Here is a 21,973-nt window from a genome sequence, read left to right on the forward strand (position 1 = left end):
CTTTCCAATGAGGGAAAGTGGATTTATCGCATGAGAAAAGAGAAGGTTGAGCGTAGCTTCGCAGATTCAAAAGAACTGCATGGGCTGCGTTATTGTCGCTTGCGTGGAAAACAAAAAGTGCGAGAACAAGCGTTACTGACCGCAGCCTGTCAGAATATGAAGAAGATTGCCCTTCACCTAGACCGGGTGAGCTAGGTGAAGGAGAGTTTTTTTTATATTACTAACGTCAAATTTCGAAAACACATATCTCAAATTATAAACCAATAAAAAATGCCTGTAGAGGAACATGGGGTTCCTCTACAGGCTGAAAAGTCACCTACTCGGTGACTTTTTTGTTTACCTTTTCTTACCCTGTAATTCGGTTACACCCCATACCCTGTCATAAGCTTTGTATTGATTAAGTGCAATATCTAAATCATGAAAGTAACGGTGTAGGCTTTTGACATGCTTCACATCCGGTTTCTCAAGATAGCGAAGCGCATGTTTCTTAATATCTTTTAAATCTTTAACAAGATCCTTATTTTCTGCTTCTCGATCTATGTAGTAGTTAGAATGAAGTATAATTTCAATCGCTTTTTGACTTTGTTCGGTATCATTTAAGTTATTGATTCCGCCGTAGCCAGCTGTATCGTTATAAAATTCGTGTATCTTTGAAATGAATTCTTTGACACTACCAAACTCAGGACTTGAAACGGCTTTTGATTCTAATTCACGTAATTCTTCAGCTGACAAACTTTCATCACGCTCGATCGCTTCTCCTTCAGGTGTTGAAATAAAACTACCTTGGGTTGATTTCGTTTCATTATCTAATGAAAAGATATAATATGCTGTTAAAGCAAGTGTTAAGATCGTTGCAACGCCAAGCCAGACCACCACCGTTTTTGTTTTCATAGATTCCCCTTTCATGTGCCTTTTTAACTAGTTTATCCAACAAAAGGAAATCATTCAATCTTTACAAGTAAATTGGCCTTAACAATCAATTCGAAAAGCGATGTTTTATCTACTACTAAAACATCGCTTTTACGCTACTAAGTGTAAGGTTTTTATTATCATATTAGTTCCCACCGAATGTCTCGGTTACACCGAACGTGTCAGGGTGATCGTAGCCGTTCATTGATTTGTCGAGATCATGAAAGTACCGATGCAGTAATCTTACATCTGCTTCGTCAAGGTCACTTGACGCGATCAACTTGATATCTTGAAGATCTACTTTAAGATCATGGTGTTCAACACCCTTATCAAGAAAAACATTAATATACGCAATAGCAGCTTCTGCTTGTTTTTCTTGAGCTTCCATTTCCACTCGCTCTATCATCCCGTAACCTGTCGTTCGATTATAGAATGCATGAAAATCTGAAACAAAATCTTCAACGTGTACATACTCAGCAGGAAACGTTGCGGCAGATACTTTTGTAGCCGTTGCCTTGGATCCCTCCATCTCGGTATGAAGGGAGAAGATATAAACATATAAAGCAGCGAAAGTAGCGGCAATGAGGAGACTGATGATGGAAAACATGACCCTAGCATGTTCCATTGATTTTCCCCCTATCAAGTTTCTACTGCTCTATCTAACGAAACCTAGCATATGTTTAATTTTGCCAACGCCCCACTTTGATTCAGTTTGTTCATTTCTCTTTACTGGACTCTCTTCACTTCGAAAACGATTCTGAACGATCGCCATCAACCGCTCTTCTCGCTCTGACATATGCGCTTCAGCTACTTTTCGTTCCTTCTCTACTTCTTGTTGATAGTATTCTCTTTCATCAACAGAAGCATCTGTTAAATCATCAATTTTCTTTCCGATCGCATTTAATTCTAACTGGTTCATTGACGCATGGGCATCAGAAGCGGTCGCAATTTCCTCATGGACGATCTCATGAATTTGATGAACGATATCTTTCTCCATTCGTTTAACCGTTTTATCCATCTTCAACAGCTGTTTTACTTCTTCTGACTCAACAAAGGATACGATCTTTGACAAAGATTCTTTGATCTCGCTCTGATCTTCATACGTTGTATAGACGATCGGTTCTTCCGCTTTGATTTCAGGTTCTATATCCGGTTGTAATTCTTCCTCCTCAAACTCATCTTCCTCTACTGCCTCATCGCTCTCTAATTCCTCCATCTCATCGATCGCTTTTTGTTCTTCAAGCTCTATGAGATGTTGTTCAAGTGCAAGGGAAATCGCTTCGTCATCCGTATTGCTAGCTTTCATGTTCGTTATCAAATAAAGAATTTCTAAATCCCTGTCCGTATACGTTCGTGAGTTATTTTCATCACGTGGAATTTCAAGAAACTCAGCAAATTGATTCTCCCATTGTTTCAATGTATGTTTGGTCACTTTAAACAGGTCAGCAACACCAGAAATCATCAACTGATTATTCATTACTGCCAGTCCTCCCCAAATGTATTACAGTTCAATTCCATGCCTGTATATGGAATTTCCTGCAAGATGACAAAGGTTCTTAAAAACAGTCAGCGTTTCGCAAATAAGACAACGATGCTCCATTTCAACACGGAAATTGTAACTTTTTAGCTTTACTAACGAAGGAGTGGAAGCTCTTTCAACAAATCACATAAAAAAACGCCATCTCACAATTGGTGAAATGACGATATATGGTACTAGTTTAGTTGAAACTCTATAAAACGATCATCCTCCTCACTTGCATCACCACGGCCATCAGTATTGTTTGTGATGACATAAAAGGCTTCATCTTGAAAATACAATGCTCTCAACCTTCCAAATCCACTGAGTAATGATTCAGAGTTCATTTCATCAAGAGAAAAAGAACGAACTTCATTTCCTCGAAGGGTTGCAGCGTAAAGTGTTTGACCCTTTATAACAATCCCAGAAGGTGCCCATGTGTCATTGCTGGAGTGATAGATTGGAGGTACCATTCCTTTCTTTTCTTGATCCCCTTCAATGATCGGCCAGCCGTAATTTTCACCACCTATTATTTTGTTAATTTCATCATGAGCGGAATCTCCATGTTCTGACGAATAAAGCTGCCCTTCTTTGTCCCAGGCAATCCCTTGAGGGTTTCTGTGACCATAGGAGTAAACATACGAGTTGTCGATCGGGTTATCATCAGGGATTGAACCGTCTTGATTTAGTCTAAGTATTTTCCCTGCAAGGCTTGATTTGTCTTGAGCAAGATCAGGATCGGTAGCATCGCCAGTGGTAATATAAAGCTTCTTATCGGGACCAATTTTGACCCTCCCCCCATTATGATAAAGCGATCCGGGTATGCTGCTAATGATTTCGTCTGTTTCTTTCCAACCGTTTTCCGTTCTCGTTGCCTCAATCACTCTATTAAACGTTTCTCCATTTTCTTCATACGTGTGATACATAAACGCTTTTCTTGAATCTGAGAAATCTGGATAGAGCTCTAAACCGAGTAGTCCACCTTCTCCTTTTGTTAGTAGTGGTTTCTCAAGCACGACCTTCTCGCGCTCGATCGCGCCGTCTTCATAGGTGGCAATCGTTCCTTCTCTTTCTGTCATGTAAAACGTTTCGCCTGATTTAACAATTTCCCATGGAATCTTTAGGTTTTCACCAATCACGTTAGTTTCTTGCCCTTCACTTGCAGGTTTATCACGATCATTAGGTGAAGCGCATGCCGTAATAAAAAGTAACGTTAAAAGCATTACCATTCTCATCACTACCACTCCTTTTATCTATAAGCGTCGAAAGAATAAAATCCTATGTACCTTTACCCTTTCTTCTAGACCAATATTTCTAACCCTTTTATAAAGCAAAAAGAAAGCACAGCTCAGCGCTGTGCCTTACTCTACTTTCTTAATTGCCTCAGATAAATCGTAATCGAGAGGAGAAAGCTCTGTTTCTTCTCCCATCGCCATTCTAGCAAGCTCTAGACCAAGATAAGGTCCAACGGTTAACCCTGAAGCACCTAAACCATTTGCAGCTAGTAAACGCGAAGTGCCTGGCACTTCTCCAAAAACAGGAAGAAAGCCTGGTGTGAATGGACGAAAGCCTACCTTCGTCTCTACCATCGTACTGTTAGCGAGACCTGGAGCTACTTCTAGCGCTTTACTAAAGATTTCATGTAACCCTCCCGCAGTTACTCTCTTATCGAAGCCAACATCGTTTTCGTGCGTTGCACCAACAACGACTCTCCCATCATCAAAACTTAATAAATATTGATCGTTAGGAGGCATAACAACAGGCCATTCACTTGTATCTTCTTGAACATCGAGATGGACGATTTGAGCCTTTTGTGATGAAACGTGAAACTCTAACCCGAGTGGTTCAAATAATTCATTCGCCCACGCTCCAGCAGTGACGATTACTTTATCTGCTTTGATCTGCTCTCCAGCAAGGTTTACGCCAGTCACTTCACTTTCTGAATGCACTAACTCTGCCTCGCCTGTTCGAATTTCTGCACCATTCTTCTTCGCAACACGAAGTAAGGCCTTTCTTAGCGCTGAACCATTTATTCTTGCTGCGCCGCTTACATGCACCGACTGATATTCATCAGAAAGAGGAGGAAACATCGCTTTCGTTTCTTCAGTAGTTAATTTCTTGATCTCCCCTATTTCAGGAGCATCCTCTCGTCTTTCTAGAGCTCGTTCAATCATCTTATCAAGCTTTTTCTCATCCGTATGAAGACTGATTGCCCCAACTTTTTTGTAGCCGGTTTCCGTTTCACCCTCTGATGTTAACCCTTCGATCAGTTCTGGGTAGTATTTCGCTCCGCCCTTCGCAAGCCTATACCATACTTTATTCCTTCGTTGCGATAGCCACGGACATACAATACCAGCTGCTGCATCTGTTGCTTGTCCTTCATCTTCTCGATCGATGATTGTCACCTTTGCACCTTCTTTTGCAAGATGGTAGGCGGTTGAAGCACCTAGAATTCCTGCACCAATAACTATATATGACTTCATTGTGAACACCTTTTCGTTTAAAGTATTTACTATCGCTATTCTACAGAATTGAGTCGTATCACTCAATCTTGCTCTTTTTGAAAAACCTAACGGCGTACCATTTCATGATTTTCTTTCCCCTATGTTAAACTAGTGCCATTACAGTAAAAGGGGTTATCTATATTGAATAAGCAGCTTGATCATATAGGAATTGCAGTGAGACGCCTTGATGAAAGCATAACATTTTATACAACGATTCTAGGCGGTAAACTCTTCGATCGTTATCGAAGCGAAGCACAAGGTGTTGAAAGTGAGATCGCTGTAATCGATATAAACAACAGTCGAGTCGAACTCTTAATGCCTACAAATAATACAACCTCCCCAATCGCTAGATTCATGAAACAAAAAGGGAAGGGTGTCCATCATATCGCATATCGAGTGGAGAATCTTGATGACGCTTTGGAAGAATTGAAAACACAAAACATTCGAATCATGGAGGAAACCCTCCGAATAAATAAGCACGGAAGAAGATTAGTCTATTTAAATCCCGCTGACACTGAAGGTACAATTATCGAATATTGCGATTATCCGATACATATACCAAGGTAATCGAAAAAACGGTCAGTGTGAGTAGCCATTGATATAAAAACAGTTCGCGCAGTAATCGTGCGCGAACTGTTTTCATTAGTATTACTCTTCAGCGTTAGTAAAATAAATGGCTGCCTCTTCATCACTGTTAGCGGGATAATGATAGTGTTGCTGGTACTTCTCATGCCCTTTACCCGTGATGATAATGCAATCTCCGGTTTCAGCAATCTTTATAGCTTCCTCAATAGCCAATGTACGATCCGTGATCACCTTACCTTTATCATTCCCATACTGTTCTTGAAAGCTGACCAAAGTATTTTTCATTTCCTCGGGCGAAACGGAGTTCAAATCATCATAAGTGAGTATATAATAATCACTCATTTCAGATGAAATCGATACCATATCCCTTCTTTTGGAAGGATCTCGATCTCCTCTGAAACCAAATACATGGATAATTTTCCCATCACACATTTCTCTTGCTGTATTCAAGGAACTTATCAGGGCATGCGGCGTATGTGCATAGTCAACAACAAGAGTAGCACCATTATTTAATTTAGTAAGGCTGAACCGCCCCTCGACTCCCTTAAAGCGCTCAATCGAGGATATAGCACCATTCGAATCCACTCCGACTTGTTTTGCGGTTCCATACGCCATAGCAATGTTATACATGTTATGGATTCCATAAATAGATGGGGTAATTGAAATACTTTCGGATTTTTCTTTTAATAGTAGACTTGGTGGGTTAGAAGTATAGCTTGTCAGTTTCACATCGCTATTCTCATTTTCACCAATACCTATGGTGTGAATATCTTCAGCCTTAAGCTGGTTTGCCAATTTCTCGCCCCACTCATCATCCGTGTTAATGACAGCTTTCCCGTCATCTTTTAGCATCTCAAACAGTTTCCTTTTGGCCTGAAAATATTCTTCCATTGAACCATGATAATCTAAATGATCGTGCGACAGATTGGTGAACAGTGCATAATCGAAAGAAACCCCATCAACTCTATGCTGTGTTAAGGCGTGAGAAGATACTTCGATGACTACCGCTTCATCTTTACTTTCAGCTAAAAGTCTGTTGATTTCTACTAAGTTTGGAGTGGTATTGACCGTAGGATAAACCTCACCATTAATTATGTTTTTTGTGGTACCGAAAAAAGCACAGGAAAAACCATTATCATCTAAAATTTGTTTGATCAGATAGCTTGTACTCGTCTTTCCGTTAGTTCCTGTAACGCCGATAAGAATTTTATCATGAGTAGGAAAGTTATAAAAATGATTACTTACTAAACTTAAAGCACTTCGACTATTTTTAACTTGAAAATAAGGAACAGATAAATTAGCGATCTTTTTTTCACCAATAACAGCACACGCTCCATTTTCGATCGCCTGCTCTATATAACGATGTCCATCTTGTTGATAACCGTTTATCGCAAAAAATAAATAACCTTCCTTGATTTCTTGTGAGTTAGAAGTAATACCTTTTATCACGGTATTAGGATGTACACTATTACTTACAGGTTCCATAACCTCAAGGATGTCGACTAATTCGTGAAGTTCCATGTTTGTTCTCCTTTAATAAAATGATCTTTAGTATCTTAAAAATATTTCAGTTTAATTTAAGAGAAAGTTATAGAAAAACTCTTAGCGTAATAGCCATATCTTAAACGTAATATGTATGTAGGTTGCGTTATGTGATGGTTACACCCACTAAAATAGGAGCAATCGTAGCAAATCTACACGCTATCATATAAGAAAACATTTCGATACTAACCGAATTTTGATGGGCGGCAAAAGTATAGGAGTTTTAATTTAACTACTTAAACTAAATTTCAACAATTGCCTAATCGCATGACTAAGGAAGAGTCTGAGTATCACCATTCCCACTTAGAATACAACTTAAAACAAGCATGATCAAAACGAGTTTTGTTAGTTTAGCTACTTCACTCCTGATAAGCGATTTAGAGCTACTACATTTAATACAATCGTGACGATGATTAGAACCGCTGAAGCAAGTGCAACAGCATACATTGTGTCAGTTAAAGCCCCGAAATCTTCGACTACAACCTTATGATTAGTATAAAAAATCTGGAAACAAAGCGAAAAACCACAGGCGCTGAAGCTGCTAATAGACATAACTACCCATTTCTTATATTTCAGTTTATCTTCTCTCGCTAAAGTAACAATGGGTAAGACCCAAGCAATTAGTCCAAGCACTAGACTACCAATATTAAGCCAACCATAATCGATCACGTTCAATCCTCCTAATGTCATTAACCTGCATTTAATTTAATTACTCAGTAAGTCGAGTAATCCTTGCTAGATTAACGCTCACGTTGGGTGAAGGTTAATTCAGAAAGATGTTAATCAGACAAGAGAATCCTCATTAGAAAATAGCCTGTCTTTTTACTTCTTATATTTTTTCTCAGTATGGAACCAAGTACCTGTCCCAAAAAGAATACCGAACAAAAGTGAAGTCATGATATACTCTGAGAGATTTTTAATCTCTTAATAAAGAATTAGATCTAAAACCATATTAACAAACAAAAAAACTGTCCCACCTATGAAAACCCCTTGTAAGAGTAAATATTTCCACTTACCTTTTTTCTGGTATTGTTCCATTTACTCATAAAGTTATCTTCTCTAGTAATAATAAACACGCCTTTGTTAAATATCATTCATACTCAAGGATAAAAATTCTTCAAGCTTAATTTCACATCACCTTACCAATTATTTTCAAATCCCAGTAACTAACTCAATCTCTATTTCATATAAAAAGGGAGCTTACTATAATTGAGGATAAGCTTATAACCTAATTGTATTGAAAATACTGCATATAAGTGATGATTGATTTATAATAACAGTGACGAACTTATTAATATAGGAGGAGAGATGATTGCACACAATTACATACCAAGATTCATTTCAATTCATAGATTTCTTCGAAGCAAACAGTAATGTTTTTACAGAAACGCTACTAAAAGAAGCGGTTAATGTTGAAGATAAAATTGATGAAATACTACAAATAGGCAATATCGATCTCGTAACTAATGCTCATACACTGGTTGTATATATTATAGAAAAAAATGATCAGGAGCTTCACTCTTTTGCGCAACAAGAAGGAATTGCTTGGGCCACGCATTCCTTAGCTGTCTCGTTTAAACTAGAATGGGTACAAGCTATACGTCGAACACTGTGGGTATTTTTTCAGAAATACTCTGAATTAGTAAGCAATGATAAGAGATTTAATTTCTTTGAAATGGAAAAACAAATTAACAATCGAGTAGACAACTTTTTGAATTCCTTCTTCATAAGTTATACGGAATACAAAGATTCGCTTATAAAGGCTCAAAAAGAACTTGTTGAAAATCTTTCAGTACCAATCATTCCGATTAACGACTCGGTAAGCATCTTACCGTTAATAGGGGCTATTGATGAGCAACGAACCGAAATTCTCGAAGATAAGGTTTTATCCGCAATTAGCGATATGCGAATCCAAACTTTGATTATAGACTTATCCGGAGTTGCAGATATAAGTCGTGACGATGTTCACCGATTGATTCAAATCATTGATGGCGCATCGCTGATGGGGTGCACCACTGTTATAACTGGATTAAGGAAGTTAGTCGTAATGAAAGTAACGGAGCTTGGCATAAAGTTAGATAAAGAAATAAAAACATTAGGTACATTACAACAGGCATTAAGAGAGTATTTTATTACTTAACAATAATCTTTTATGTTTTCAATTTAATCCTGTATCACTTCCAATTTCCAATTATTTCAAAACAACTCACCTCAGTATTTTTTTGAAAAAGAAAGTTATGTTAAGGCTTATGTGTGATATTGGAACTAAAAATGGGAACCCCATCTAAATAGGGGGCCCCTCAGCTATTCATAAATCACCATAACTATTCCGCTCATTGCATTTTAAAGAACTACTCCCTACTTCTTCTTTCTACGATATAGATCAAGCGTTTTATAGCCCTCTGATAAAACCTGGATCCCAGAACGACATTGAGATTCTCAGCCATTTCTTCAATCGTTTTCACGAATATAAATATTGCGTCGTGCTTCTCAGACAAAGACTTCGCCTGTTCCTCAAAGAATTCATATCCTTCTGGGTTATGAAGAACAGCCATATTTTCGTATTTTGATAACTTTAGTTTATCTACGATCGACATCTTATGTAACGCCTCCTAAAAAATCGTATTACTCAAAGATAGCTAGCACCGCACCAGCTGGATCTTTAATAACACAGAAGAACATTTCTCCCATGTACCGAGGACCATCTAATATCTGTCCTCCGTGTTCGATACAATTATCGGCACTTTCTTTAACACTTTCAACCTTTACATACATTAGCCATTGCGGAGGAAGCGAAGCATTGTCTCCTCTTGCATGACAAATTCCTGTCACTGTATCACCCGCTGGAGTTTTGATATCGAAATCATGATACGTTCCCATATCGTGTTTACTTGCTTCCCATCCTACAACACTAGTATAAAAATCTTTAATTTCTTCAGCATTTCCGACCGTTAAATCTCGCCAATGTATCTGACCAACATCACTCTTATCTTTGCTCATATAAATTCTCCTCTCATTTCAATCACTTTTCCAACTTCTATAGTGACTTCCTTCTTTCCAATATTTTTACATGAAATCACCAACAAAGCATCTATGATGTTAGACTTAATTGTTTTCGTATAATAATGTCTAATGTTAACCTACCTGAAACGACCATCGTACATCTATAAATTCAGCTTGCTCTCAAATCACCACGTTAAAATCATTTGAGCTTATAAAAGATGGGCAAATGCATGCTACTTTTGATCATGAAGAAGGATTATCTGTAGCAAATAGCATATATAGACTAGTAACAAGTATGTATGTGAACGAGGAGAAATATAATCTTTATTTCTACGAACTTTGCAGAGTTTATAGAAGAAAATGTTGAGGTCAAAGATTACGGTGAACAATTATTAACTGAGCCCTATGAAGATATATTATCATTTGTCTAAAGCAATATCGTTACAATTCATGGTGCTATTTGAGCCCACATACTAATGTATCCTGGCTTAGATTCGTAGATTGTCATTCACTAATGAGGAGTGGTTTTAAATGAGAACACTTTATGCTCGTAACTATCAACGCATTCTTCGAATCATATCACCGGCGCTGCCCTGGCGAGTACCAGATCTAGTAGAAGGAGAAAATAGTGTATTTTCCCTCCCGGCTAAATTAAAAGAAAAAGATATCAAGAATGTACTCATTGTAACGGATGCTGGGATTACGAAAATTGGGTTAATTGAGCCCCTTCTACGTAAGTTGAATGAAGTAGAAATTCTTTATACAATCTACGACAAAACCGTGCCAAATCCAACGATTGAAAATGTTGAAGAAGCACGGGAAATCTATGAATACAACGGGTGTGAGGGCTTCATTGCCTTTGGTGGTGGTTCTCCTATTGATTGTGCAAAAGCAATTGCTGCGCGTATTTCACGTCCAAATAAGTCAGTGACACAACTGAAAGGCATCTTAAAAGTACGCAAGAAAATGCCGCCATTTTATGCAGTACCAACGACTTCAGGTACAGGTAGTGAAGGAACGTTAGCGGCTGTCATCTCAAATAAAGAAACACATGAAAAATTTGCGATTACTGATCATGCCCTCATTCCACACGTAGCCGTTTTAGACCCTTTATTAACAATAGGACTACCGAAACACATTACAGCTATGACTGGGATGGATGCTTTAACGCACGCTGTTGAAGCGTATATTGGGAAAAGTACAACAGCTGAAACGCGAAGCTATTGCATAAAAGCAGTGAAACTGATTTTCGAGAATTTATATGAAGCCTACGAGAATGGAAGCAATGTAGAAGCACGTAAGCAAATGCAGCAAGCATCCTATTTTGCTGGACTTGCATTTTCGCGCTCTTGTGTAGGTTATGTTCACTCCATTGCACATACACTGAGTGGATTTTACGATGTCCCGCATGGATTAGCGAATGCAGTCATTATGCCACATGTGCTTAACTATTATGGAGAAGCAGCGCACCATTCGCTAGCACAGCTTGCAGATGTAGTAGGAATTGGTAAAGGAGAAACCTTACAGCGAAAAGCCAACTTGTTCATTGAAGCGATTGAAGAAATGAATTCTAAGATGGATATTCCAAATAAAATTGAGGAAATTCTGGATCAAGATATTTCGAAAATGATTAAGCATGCACAAGCTGAAACAATTCCTTTATACCCTGTACCGAAACTTTTGAAGAACGATGAGTTATTTTATCTCTATCATGTTATCCGAGGAAAATAATAGTACTGTTTACGCATGAATGAAAAATGATAGGTTTAACATACAAATATATTTGAGATGGACTGTCATATTTTATTGTGCAAACACTCCCTTAACTAGATCCTTCATACTTTGTTAGAAGATGTGAACCAAAATTCCCACCGAGTTCTGATGGTTCACACCCGCTTAAAAAATATTCCTCACTCTTTTCAGAAGTTACAGTTACTTTTGATTCAATTGATTTACAAGTGATGCTCTCAACTCTACTTGGCCCAAACTTATCTCTTGTTGTGTCTGTCTCAGCATAAATTGAGCTACCATCATAACTAACATCTTTAATTATTGGGTCGCCTTCATCGGTATAACTTACGATTCTGATACGATCTGTTTTACCGCCGTTAACATTCTCAAGGAATAGTTCAAAAGTATCGAGGTTAGTGATTTCGCTTCCCAGACCAATAACGATATCACTATTAGATGGTGTAAAGCTGCAACCCCCAAGTAATATTGAAGATAATAGAATGAATAAGATCTTCTTCATCTTATCAACCCTTGCTAATAAAATGTAATGCATCGTAGGTATGATACAAAAGGAACAGCAATCCCTTTTTAGTCAATGCTTCCCTTAGTTGAACAAGGAGAGTCTAGAAGTCTAGCTTTTCAACTGCCATAAATGTTACTATCATAAGATTCTTGAATGCTTTTGTCCTTATTTGGTCCAAAGAGCCTCACATTGGAAACCAACAACTTCATTATGATATAAGTTACTGGATGCCACCTTCCATATGTATCACCTTCTTTTGGACATTTATACCAGATCCTACATTAATCCTATTAATAGGTTTGGAAGTGACCGTTTGCACTATTGATTACCTTTTAATCACAAATCACTCCCTTTAATGAATGTAATTGTATATTTTGAGTTAACTCTCATGCATTTGAGCAATCTGGATAAGGTTACCACATGTATCATCGAGAACAGCAACTGTAACTTCTCCTACATTTGTTGGTTCCATTGTAAAATGAACACCGCGTTTCTTTAATTCCTCGTACTCTTTATGAACATCTTCCACGCCAAACATTGTTGCCGGGATACGATCAGCGTATATCTTCTCCTGATACTCTTTGGCGGCAGAATGAATATTAGGTTCAAGTACAAGTTCAGTACCTCTTTGATCTTCGTCAGAAACAAGGGTGATCCATCTATATTCACCAACCGGCTTATCTTCCTTTTTTACAAATCCCAGTGTTTCAGTATAGAACTGTAATGCTCTTTCCTGATCCTGAACAAATATACTGGTAACAATAATTTTCATAGTCGTTTCGCCTCCAATAGGTATAGTAAAATTTATTAATCTATTAGACCTAACTTACCCAAAATATGTATTATTTCTTTATCCCATGAGTGCCCATACTATAGCCGCTCCAAAAACAAATGTGAACAGCAATTCCATCATTGCAGCTTTCATCCTACCTGCCCAAAGTTCTTTAAGCATTTGAATAATCATTCCATCGGCCACAATTCCTAACGTAAAGTAACTTCCGATCATGTCATTTGTGTGATCACTATCAAAAGTAAATTGAATTGCACCTATAGCGAATATACCACCTATGATATAGAACGCTAGTAGTAGACCCTTCTTACTCTTCGTATATTCCTGCTTTCCATTCTTCATCTCTAACACCCTTTTTTCTTCGTTACTTTTCTACTATTATTATCACGGTCATCTAAATATACTCCTCATCAAGGTTAACCAGAAACGACTATATCCCTAGTTTCAGGAAGCATCATGTTAGAAGGCAATTGTCACCGCTCCATTATTTTGTCCAGCTAATTTCTTACTAAAGTCTTACCTTTTTTCATCCTATCTTGATTCCCCCGGTAAATACCCTTATACTTTTCGTGCATTCCATTATACACTTATACTTATTGTAGCCGAGGAGGACATATTTTGATAGATTTACGAAGTGACACGGTCACGAAACCAGACGAGAAAATGCGAAAAGCAATGTACGAAGCTGAAGTTGGCGATGATGTGTATGGGGAAGATCCGACGGTAAATAAACTCGAAGAAATAGCAGCTGCTGTTCTCGGAAAAGAGGATGCCCTATTTGTAACGAGTGGTACGCAGGGAAATCAGATTGCCGGATTGGTACACTGCCGTCCAGGACAGGAAGTTATCATGGAATCTCAGGCTCACATCTTTCTTTACGAAGCTGCTGCTCTATCAGCGTTTGCGGGAGTTCAAATTAAGACGATCGATGGTAATAATGGTGCTATGAATCCAGCCGAGGTCGAAGCAGCTGTGCGCGGAGAAGATATCCACCAACCTGAAACTGGGCTAGTCTGCATTGAAAATACACACAACAAAGCAGGTGGTGCCGTTGTGCCTCTTGAAAACATGGAGGCAATTTATCAAGTAGCGAAACGAAACGGAATTCCTGTTCACTTAGACGGAGCACGGTTATTCAACGCTTCAGTAGCTTCTGGAACGTCTGTGAAAGAGTTCGCAAAGTATACTGACTCTGTACAGTTTTGCTTATCGAAAGGGCTAGGTGCACCTGTTGGTTCTATCATAGCAGGCTCTTCTGACTTCATTTCTAGCGCTCGTAAATGGCGGAAACGCTTAGGCGGTGGACTCAGGCAGGTTGGCGTACTCGCCGCACCTGGCATTATCGCTCTCGAAGAAAATGTAATGCGTCTTGAGATTGATCACACGAACGCAAAACACCTTGCCGAAGGGCTTCAAGCAATCGAAGGTTTGACTGTAACGAATAACGTTGCTACGAACATTATCTTAGTGGACATTTCGGATTGTGGTATGAGTACCGATGCGTTTGTTCAGCAATTGAAAGGCCACCATATTTTAACGGGTGCGTTCGGCCCAAATACAATCCGTTTCGTTACGAACAATAGGATACGCGAAGAAGAGATCCATACTGTTTTAGAAAATGTGAAGAAAATAGTTAAGGGATAATGCCCGTTCGAGAGTACTTATTGTTTGTTCAGTAAGTGCTCTTCTTTTTACTAAGGTCCCCCTCATCTTATGGATTAGGTGGAACTCTTAAAAGATCCCTTTTTTTTCATATACTCAATAGCTTTAGTCTTATTACTTTCATTTGAAACATAAAATGCTTCATTCTTCTCTCGATAAAATAAAAAGAACTTTTCCCTCGAAAGATTCCCCTCATCAATCGCTTTTTTTACAGCGCAATTTGTTTCTTTCGTATGTGAGCAATTAGAATACCTACATCTCTTCGATAAGTCAATTATAACCCATTACTTCCATAATATTACACAAACCTACACACGAGCGCTTATCATTTATTGTGCAAGAGGTCCCCTGTAACAGTAACCATTGACTTCTTCCAGTTAAAACAGCACCATCCGACCCTACTCAACTTTCAATAGAAGGAATAACATACTCTTCTAATAAAGGGTCCACATCCATCCCACTCGAAGTTTGAACCACTATTAAATCAAGCTCTGGTACCACAACTAGATACTGACCATATAATCCCATCCCTCGATAAGTTTCATAGCCATTGATAGACTTCAACCAGAAGAAATACCCATAGTGACCACCGTCGAAGTTACCGTTCGTATTTCCATATGGTTGGATACTCTTTTGTACCCATCCTTCTGGCAACACTTGTTTCTCCTCCCACTTTCCTTCTTCTAAATAGAGGTAGCCAATCTTTGCAATATCTCTTGGCTTCATCTTTACCCCAGTTCCTCCGAATGACGTTCCTGAACGATCAGTCGGCCACTCTACATTGCTAATTCCTAAATGAGAGAATAGGTTTTGTTCAGCATACTCCGAAAGCTTCGTACCCGTAGCTTCCTGAAGTATTTTTGATACTACTCTTGCGTCACCTGTACTATAATTCCATCTGCCTGGATCTTCACTTAACGGCCGACTCATAATGAAAGAAGCAGGATCTGTGCCCTCCATAAATTCTTTCCATGTGTCTGATTGATAGAAACCCTTTTCTGTTTGCTCTGGGAAATCAAGCCCGCTCTTCATTGTTAAAAAGTCTTGTATAGTAAGATTGCGCTTCCACTGGTCTAAATTAGTGATGTTTTCTGAAGTAAGATAGCTTAGCGCTTTACTCTCCACACTTTCGATCGCTCCCTGTTGAACAGCGACACCAACTAATGCTGAAGTTATGCTTTTAGTAACTGAATAGATGGGATGGGGTGTTTCTTCATCAAAGTCACCTCCATACTTTTCAGAGACAATATATCCATCTTTTATTATAAGCATTCCTTCCATAGGAATGTTCTCCTCTTCAATATGTAGAAACATATTTCTTAGAAGAGTTGAACTCATTCCAACGCTTTCTGGAGTAGTTGTTTGCCAAGCCTCTGTTGGCCAGTAAGACAGAATTTCTGGAACCGCTTCTCTAACTACGCCTGATTCATCTTCAATTTCGCCAGATACTTTCTCACTAATCGAATCACCACTGGAAGTAGGACTTCCGCTCCCCTCTTTATCTAATCCTTGCTCACTACATGCCATAAGTAGACCGATCAGCAAAGTGGTAACTAAAATTACTTTCCAAGTTTTCATGCCTTCCCCTTTCGTTTTCACTAAATTCTGATAAATACCTCAATATTATTGTATTTATCAGAAATTCATATGTAAAATATATATTATTAATAAAACATATAACTATTTCATATATGGGGAGATAATTATGCTAGGATTATTGGAAACCTTTGTATCCGTGGTGGAATGCGGATCACTTTCGGCGGCTGCCAAAAAAATGCATGCCAATCAACCAAACTTATCTGTTCGAATTCAAAAGCTTGAAGAGATGCTGGACGTAAAACTATTTGACCGGGAAGGTAAAAAATTAATACTCAATCCTGTTGGAAAGAAATTGTATGAGCAAACGAAACCTGTGTTAAAGATGGTAGAAACTATTCAAGAAGAAATGAGTTTATATAAACACCCAGAAACCGGGCATATTCGCATCGGGGGAGGCTATCAGATATTGCTCACTACCTTACTTCCTTTTATGGATTGGTTTACTAATAAGTATCCTCAAGTTACTTACGAAATGAATGAGGTTGGACCCGCTTCCCTCATTCACCACCTCATCGATCAATATGAACTAGACATAGGCTTAGTGGATACGTCTTTTACAAACGAACAAATTGAATCTATCCCATTAGGAATCGATTCAACAATCAAACTTATAGTTCCTAATTCAAACCACTACCACAACCAGAATTCAATCTCACAAGAAGAGCTAAAAGACCTGTCATTCATCGTTTTCAAAAAAGAAACCAAACTAAGAAATGAAATCGATGAAGCGTTAAGAGAAAGAGATATTTCACTTTCCATACTAATGGAAACAAACCATATTGACCTAATGATTAAAATGGTTGAAATGGGTCTTGGCGTTTCTTTTCTTCCCATCTCAACAGATTCTCATATTGTTATCGATAAACGTGTAAAGGTGTTGCATGTGGAGGGACTAGAATTTCAACCCAAGCTATTATACTTAATCTATAGGAAAAATCGGTATTATCCTTCTTCTATGCTACAGTTTATAACTGAATTGAAGTCTTTTTATTACAGGAGGTAAGTGTGAAGGATAGTAAACGTTAAAGAACCCTCATCTTTCTAGAATGATGGGGATCCTTTAATTGAATGCATTTGCATGTTACACCTTAACAACTTCTCTAAAGTGGGAGGCCCTCCTTACATTAAGCTCTGTATTATTAAATAGTGAATATAAATAAAATCATATCTTACATTGATATATTCTAGAGTTACTACCCCAAGGATGATATCCATCACCTATATAAGTAAATCCATATTTCTCATAAAACCCAACGTAATCAGTACATAGAAAAGTCTCATTGTATCCAAGTTTATTAGCATCGACTTGCGCACGCATAAGTAGCTCTTTCCCAAGCGAATTTCCACGAAAGTTTTCTTCAATATAAATAGCGCATATCCATGGATATAAATCCATACGACTTATAAAATCATTTGTTATAAGTCCGGCACAGCCAATAATCTGTTCAGATTGCAACATTAAATACCAAATAGGAAATGGATTTTCTGTTTTAAGACTGTGTGTAATTCTTAAATCTTTTGGGAAGTGGGTCAAATTAAATTCATAGAGTTTGTTATTTAGTTGATTTTTTTACTCTCATTTACTTTTTCAGTAATATGGAAATTCATTATGTTTTTCTCCTCCAATCGTTTTTATTCATATTTTCTACCACTTTTTCCTAGGGCCAATCATAATTATGTCGCTTGAGAAAAACGTAATTCATATTCTTCCTAATAAAGATAACATTTCTAAGTTTCTATATATTGTTGTAATTACTTTGAAGTATACTTTATCATCTGTTTCATTGATATTAGTTGTCCTAAATGAAGAGATTCATGCAATACTGAAAAAGATACACTATCTGCAGCTGTGTTAAATCCATGCTTAGGTTTATCTAACTTATGAACTAGCTTTTCTTCAGATAGTAGATGCACTCGTTCTGCTTGGATTTTGAGTGATGAGACTAATTCAGATAAAAGAGGGGATTCGCCTTGCCAAGTCGCTGGTTTTGTCCCCGGCGCAAAAAAGTCATTGTATGTGTTTGGTAGCTTCACTTCCATGCGGGTAAGTTCAAACAAAAAGTACTCTGTTTCCGTAATGATATGGCCGAGGTGCCATTTAATCGTATTATTAAACCCTTCTGGTTGAACATTTACTATATCCTCACTTAAGCTCTCTGCTTCTCCAATACTCCAGCTTCTTACCTTATTGAACTGATCTAAAATGATCATAGACAACATTCTCACTCCCTTACTGCATTGATATACTGTCTATACTCTTCTTTTCTGAAGCTTATTTACCTCTATTGGACTTTCTATTTCACACATAATTTCTCTCTTACCCTTCAAACTAAAGCAATTTTATTGATTTCTAACATAAAAAAAGAACTCCAATTTCATTGGAATTCCCTTTTATACGGTAAGCTCCTCGATTGTTGAAGGAACTATAGACCTATTATTCAAGTTTATATAGAAAGTAATTCAATGAGCCATAGTAATTAATTACAATCAGAGCGTCTCATCCAATTTGCGCATCTTCGAATCAGAAATTAAAAAAACAGTGCCAAAGATGTCGATCCTGCCTCCTTTTACACGAACAGCACAATCTTTGTTCGACGCATAAATATTTATCTCTTCCGATAGGGGAGAAAGTTCACTCTGAACAATCGCCATATTATTTTCAAGATCAAAATGAGACAGGACGGAAAAATCATCAAGACCGATTCCTTCGTAAACAGAGCTCAATTCACCTTTGTTTCCAAGGTTTTTCGAGCATAACCATTTAGCAGACATGTTGATTGCACCAGCGCTTGCTCCCATCACAACTGCGCTACTTTCTTTTATATAACCAGACAATTCATATTCCATCAAAAAACCATTTTGTTCCAGAATATTACCACCCAACAAAAAAATGACTGAAGCATTTTCAATTTTTGTTTGGGCTTCTTCCTTCGGTACACGATAGTTAATTAAATGATAGTCATCAAACGCAATGCCAGCATGTTCAAGCCAGGAGCGTTCAGTAGCACCATCATCTTCATATATAGATGGATTCGAGCTAATCATAGCCATCGATTTTCTATCAGTTATATCCTCCTGTAATAACCTGCGCAGAGTCTCTGGAAAGAAATTGTTAAACCAACCTAAATAATAGTGAGTTTTCATAAATGCCCCCGTTGCAAAGTATAAAAATAGTTATCACTGACTTCACTCATTCTGTTATCTTGTCACTATCAAAATACTTTTAATAAACGCGAGAGTTAAGCTCACGCTTATTGATAGCTCATTGCTGTTTAAAACCAATTTTTTTAATTTCTTTTGTATGGTAATCAATAGTATAAATCTTCTTCACTTTTATTTCTCCGCTACTATTATCATAAACTCTAATATAATACTTTGTTCCTTCTTCTCTGATGAAATCGACGGTGTATTTCTGCTTCTCTTCGAAGGTTAGCTTATTAAAGATCATTTCTTCCGCATCATCCTTAGATAAGTCGCCATTCTTCTCAGCTATTTCATCACTAACCGTTTCTCTGCTCTCTACCTTTTTCTCCAAATTGTTTCCTGCGCAGCTTACCAACCCAAACATTAACGTTGTCAACAATACTCCAAACGATATGCTTTTCTTCAAAGGAACACTCCTATCATATAGTTTCTTGTTTTAGTCATTAATAGAGCAGTTACTATTTTAATAAGGAAGTGCTCCCGATTGTATTGTTTCCTTTTGAGTTATAAAAGACATTACAGTTTTTTCAATTTTCGCTTTCTATCCATACACTTCATTAGTTCTTCATCAATTCTGTCATATTCTTCGGTACCCGCTGACAAGTAACTGATTTTTCCTAGGAGTTCTGTCATTTTTGTTTCGATGAGCGCTAATTCTTCAGTTACATGTTGCTCATCTCGTGTAAACGTTTTCTTTTTTCGCTCCTCATAATCCTTGATCCCCATCTCAACTTGATTGATTTTACCATTGTCTATTACTAGTAATTTCGTACACAATTTCTCAATCAAATACCTGTCATGAGACACAATCAAGAGTGTGCCTGAAAAAGTACTTAGTGCTTTTTCTAGTTCTTCCCTGCTTGGTAAATCTAAATGGTTAGTGGGTTCATCTAAAATTAATAAATCATACTCCATCATAAACATATGGATAAGCTTAATTCGTGTACGTTCACCAAGACTCAATTCAGAAATTGGTCTTTTAAAGATTTCTTGCTCGATGCCCATATTGGCTAAAAGAGTTCTAGCTTTTGTTTCCTGTTGCCGATGATTCAGGTCAAGGTACTCTAATGGTGTTTTTTCTCCTGGAAGATCACTTATATCCTGAGATAAATATGCCAATTTTGTAGACTCACTTATCCAAAGGCTACCTCTCGTAAGCGTTTCTTTCTGAAGCAGGAGCTTGATAAACGTTGTTTTCCCTGCTCCGTTTGATCCAAGTAGCCCGATTCGATCTCCATGCTTTATATAGAAGTTGCTTTTATCAAACAGTACGTGTTCACCAAATTGCTTTTTAATTCCTTTCGCTTCAAGAATTCTTTTACCTCTTTTTTGAGCTGATTCAAATTGAAAAGATACTGATTGCTCTTCTTTTGGCTTTGTCACCTCATGCTTTGATAATTCTAAATTTAAGCGTTTCAGCTTTGATTTTATCTGATTATCTTTTTTCTTTGCTTTCGCTCGTTCGAATTCTCGCAATCCCATTTGACGATTTTCAGCATTTGACCCCTGTTTTCCTGCTTGACGATGAGCTTTTCCTGACCAATCTTTTAAGGTACTGATCTGCTTTTCAATCTTCTCTACTTTACGTTGTTGTTTTTCGTAGTCACGCTTATCTTGTTCGGTTCTTCTCAGCTTTTCGCTTCGATAGGATGAGTAATTTCCTTCATACACATCTAATTTTCCATCTTCTAGCTCAAATATTTTAGACACTGTTTCGTCTAGGAAATACCGATCATGTGAAATAACAACAGCAGCACCTGAATAGGTTCTTACTTCTTCAACCAACCAGTTGACCCCTTGCATATCCAAGTGATTTGTCGGCTCATCTAAGATTAACAACTCCGGAAAATTTGTCCATAATTTTGCTAAAGACAACTTAAGCTTTTCTCCTCCGCTTAAATGGTGCAGATCCTCTCCATCCCATCGATCTTTGGGTAAACCAAGCTGCTTGCTTTTTTCCATTAACCCTCTACTGTTATCGAGTAATTCAGAGTCAATTGATAAATCATTATCTGATGATTGAGGCAAATATCCAATTTTCATGTTGGGAGGCCACATTGTGACAGAGCCTTGATCACACTCAACCCTATTCATAAGAATTTTTACTAAAGTGGATTTCCCAGCACCATTCCAACCGACGAGACCAATCTTTTCACCTTTACGTATGTCAAAGCTAACTTCACTTAGGATTTTCCGTTCTCCAAAACTTTTCTGCAGTCCTTTAACTTGTGTTACAAGAGTCATGCAGATCACCTCTTTATTTATTTTTTATTGAGAGAGGTTTTTATAACATAAAAGAACCTCTCCAAGAATCCTGGAGAGGCTTGTATCTAGTCCCATATCAAATTAAATGCAAACGCTTATATACAAATAAAGACATTGACACAAATGCAGAATTTGCATCA

The 21,973-nt window shown here is 37.7% G+C and carries 25 protein-coding genes; 6 read left to right on the forward strand and 19 right to left on the reverse strand.

The genetic code is table 11. The features are described 5' to 3' along the window. Positions 1–195: transposase (locus LCM09_RS00005; RefSeq protein ID WP_224877766.1), on the forward strand; the 195-nt coding region annotated here is incomplete at its 5' end. A gap of 141 nt (positions 196–336) precedes the next feature. Here the strand turns inward: LCM09_RS00005 and LCM09_RS00010 are convergent. The 5 genes from LCM09_RS00010 to LCM09_RS00030 form a co-directional block, all read right to left on the reverse strand. Beyond that, the gene (locus LCM09_RS00010) at positions 337–891 is read right to left on the reverse strand and encodes a hypothetical protein (protein WP_224877768.1); all 555 of its coding nucleotides are present in this window, start codon (positions 889–891) and stop codon (positions 337–339) included. 163 nt (positions 892–1,054) lie between these two features. After that, the gene (locus LCM09_RS00015) at positions 1,055–1,534 is read right to left on the reverse strand and encodes a hypothetical protein (protein ID WP_224877770.1); all 480 of its coding nucleotides are present in this window, start codon (positions 1,532–1,534) and stop codon (positions 1,055–1,057) included. A gap of 30 nt (positions 1,535–1,564) precedes the next feature. After that, positions 1,565–2,386 carry a MerR family transcriptional regulator gene (locus LCM09_RS00020; RefSeq protein WP_224877772.1) on the reverse strand — a complete coding sequence of 274 codons (822 nt, stop codon included), beginning with the start codon at positions 2,384–2,386 and terminating at the stop codon, positions 1,565–1,567. A gap of 236 nt (positions 2,387–2,622) precedes the next feature. Next, positions 2,623–3,660, reverse strand: coding sequence for a PQQ-dependent sugar dehydrogenase (locus LCM09_RS00025; RefSeq protein ID WP_224877774.1), 1,038 nt, complete (start codon positions 3,658–3,660; stop codon positions 2,623–2,625). A gap of 126 nt (positions 3,661–3,786) precedes the next feature. Further along, the gene (locus LCM09_RS00030; RefSeq protein ID WP_224877776.1) at positions 3,787–4,908 is read right to left on the reverse strand and encodes an NAD(P)/FAD-dependent oxidoreductase; all 1,122 of its coding nucleotides are present in this window, start codon (positions 4,906–4,908) and stop codon (positions 3,787–3,789) included. 162 nt (positions 4,909–5,070) lie between these two features. Between LCM09_RS00030 and LCM09_RS00035 the strand changes: the two genes are divergently transcribed. Continuing rightward, positions 5,071–5,496, forward strand: a complete 426-nt coding sequence (locus LCM09_RS00035; RefSeq protein WP_224877778.1) for a VOC family protein — start codon at positions 5,071–5,073, stop codon at positions 5,494–5,496. An 81-nt stretch (positions 5,497–5,577) separates the two neighbouring features. Here the strand turns inward: LCM09_RS00035 and LCM09_RS00040 are convergent, their stop codons facing one another. After that, positions 5,578–7,035, reverse strand: coding sequence for a UDP-N-acetylmuramoyl-L-alanyl-D-glutamate--2,6-diaminopimelate ligase (locus tag LCM09_RS00040; protein ID WP_224877780.1), 1,458 nt, complete (start codon positions 7,033–7,035; stop codon positions 5,578–5,580). A 375-nt stretch (positions 7,036–7,410) separates the two neighbouring features. Beyond that, positions 7,411–7,746 (reverse strand): hypothetical protein, encoded by a 336-nt coding sequence (locus tag LCM09_RS00045; protein WP_224877782.1) that lies wholly within the window; start codon positions 7,744–7,746, stop codon positions 7,411–7,413. Between the two features lie 622 nt (positions 7,747–8,368). Between LCM09_RS00045 and LCM09_RS00050 the strand changes: the two genes are divergently transcribed. Then, on the forward strand, positions 8,369–9,196 hold the full coding sequence (locus LCM09_RS00050) for an STAS domain-containing protein (RefSeq protein WP_263622795.1): 828 nt from the start codon (positions 8,369–8,371) through the stop codon (positions 9,194–9,196). 211 nt (positions 9,197–9,407) lie between these two features. Here LCM09_RS00050 and LCM09_RS00055 read toward each other — a convergent pair whose 3' ends face one another. Then, positions 9,408–9,653, reverse strand: coding sequence for a hypothetical protein (locus LCM09_RS00055; protein ID WP_224877784.1), 246 nt, complete (start codon positions 9,651–9,653; stop codon positions 9,408–9,410). Between the two features lie 28 nt (positions 9,654–9,681). Continuing rightward, positions 9,682–10,056 (reverse strand): VOC family protein, encoded by a 375-nt coding sequence (locus tag LCM09_RS00060; protein ID WP_224877786.1) that lies wholly within the window; start codon positions 10,054–10,056, stop codon positions 9,682–9,684. A 534-nt stretch (positions 10,057–10,590) separates the two neighbouring features. Here LCM09_RS00060 and LCM09_RS00065 point away from each other — a divergent pair. Next, entirely contained in the window at positions 10,591–11,790 is a 1,200-nt protein-coding gene (locus LCM09_RS00065; protein WP_224877789.1) for an iron-containing alcohol dehydrogenase, read from the forward strand. 91 nt (positions 11,791–11,881) lie between these two features. On the opposite strand, the gene LCM09_RS00070 is transcribed toward LCM09_RS00065, so the two are convergent. The 3 genes from LCM09_RS00070 to LCM09_RS00080 all read right to left on the reverse strand — a co-directional run bounded on the left by LCM09_RS00070 (position 11,882) and on the right by LCM09_RS00080 (position 13,445). Continuing rightward, the gene (locus tag LCM09_RS00070; protein ID WP_224877791.1) at positions 11,882–12,310 is read right to left on the reverse strand and encodes a DUF4362 domain-containing protein; all 429 of its coding nucleotides are present in this window, start codon (positions 12,308–12,310) and stop codon (positions 11,882–11,884) included. A gap of 382 nt (positions 12,311–12,692) precedes the next feature. Then, positions 12,693–13,085, reverse strand: coding sequence for a VOC family protein (locus LCM09_RS00075; protein WP_224877793.1), 393 nt, complete (start codon positions 13,083–13,085; stop codon positions 12,693–12,695). Positions 13,086–13,163: 78 nt separating this feature from the next. Further along, the gene (locus LCM09_RS00080; protein WP_224877795.1) at positions 13,164–13,445 is read right to left on the reverse strand and encodes a hypothetical protein; all 282 of its coding nucleotides are present in this window, start codon (positions 13,443–13,445) and stop codon (positions 13,164–13,166) included. Positions 13,446–13,721: 276 nt separating this feature from the next. Here LCM09_RS00080 and ltaE point away from each other — a divergent pair, with 276 nt between their 5' ends. Further along, complete coding sequence (gene ltaE / locus LCM09_RS00085; protein ID WP_224877797.1) at positions 13,722–14,747, forward strand: low-specificity L-threonine aldolase; 1,026 nt, start codon at positions 13,722–13,724, stop codon at positions 14,745–14,747. A 74-nt stretch (positions 14,748–14,821) separates the two neighbouring features. Here ltaE and LCM09_RS00090 read toward each other — a convergent pair whose 3' ends face one another. Both LCM09_RS00090 and LCM09_RS00095 read right to left on the reverse strand, forming a co-directional pair. Then, complete coding sequence (locus LCM09_RS00090; RefSeq protein ID WP_224879994.1) at positions 14,822–15,043, reverse strand: hypothetical protein; 222 nt, start codon at positions 15,041–15,043, stop codon at positions 14,822–14,824. A gap of 124 nt (positions 15,044–15,167) precedes the next feature. Beyond that, positions 15,168–16,343, reverse strand: a complete 1,176-nt coding sequence (locus tag LCM09_RS00095; protein ID WP_224877799.1) for a serine hydrolase domain-containing protein — start codon at positions 16,341–16,343, stop codon at positions 15,168–15,170. Between the two features lie 127 nt (positions 16,344–16,470). Between LCM09_RS00095 and LCM09_RS00100 the strand changes: the two genes are divergently transcribed. Next, complete coding sequence (locus LCM09_RS00100; protein WP_224877801.1) at positions 16,471–17,367, forward strand: LysR family transcriptional regulator; 897 nt, start codon at positions 16,471–16,473, stop codon at positions 17,365–17,367. 159 nt (positions 17,368–17,526) lie between these two features. Here LCM09_RS00100 and LCM09_RS00105 read toward each other — a convergent pair whose 3' ends face one another. From LCM09_RS00105 to abc-f, 5 genes are all read right to left on the reverse strand, one after another. Beyond that, positions 17,527–17,898: a GNAT family N-acetyltransferase gene (locus LCM09_RS00105; RefSeq protein WP_224877803.1), complete on the reverse strand. Its 372-nt coding sequence runs from the start codon at positions 17,896–17,898 to the stop codon at positions 17,527–17,529. Between the two features lie 218 nt (positions 17,899–18,116). Further along, positions 18,117–18,584 (reverse strand): DinB family protein, encoded by a 468-nt coding sequence (locus LCM09_RS00110; protein WP_224877805.1) that lies wholly within the window; start codon positions 18,582–18,584, stop codon positions 18,117–18,119. Positions 18,585–18,851: 267 nt separating this feature from the next. Continuing rightward, a complete protein-coding gene (locus LCM09_RS00115) occupies positions 18,852–19,508 on the reverse strand; it encodes a Type 1 glutamine amidotransferase-like domain-containing protein (RefSeq protein ID WP_224877808.1) in 657 nt (218 codons plus the stop codon). Positions 19,509–19,626: 118 nt separating this feature from the next. Then, positions 19,627–19,974 (reverse strand): hypothetical protein, encoded by a 348-nt coding sequence (locus tag LCM09_RS00120; RefSeq protein WP_224877811.1) that lies wholly within the window; start codon positions 19,972–19,974, stop codon positions 19,627–19,629. Positions 19,975–20,084: 110 nt separating this feature from the next. Next, complete coding sequence (abc-f, locus tag LCM09_RS00125) at positions 20,085–21,812, reverse strand: ribosomal protection-like ABC-F family protein (protein WP_224877813.1); 1,728 nt, start codon at positions 21,810–21,812, stop codon at positions 20,085–20,087. Positions 21,813–21,973 lie beyond the last annotated feature (161 nt).

This window comes from Guptibacillus algicola, from assembly GCF_020171805.1.
GTDB classification, from domain to species: domain Bacteria; phylum Bacillota; class Bacilli; order Bacillales; family Guptibacillaceae; genus Guptibacillus; species Guptibacillus algicola.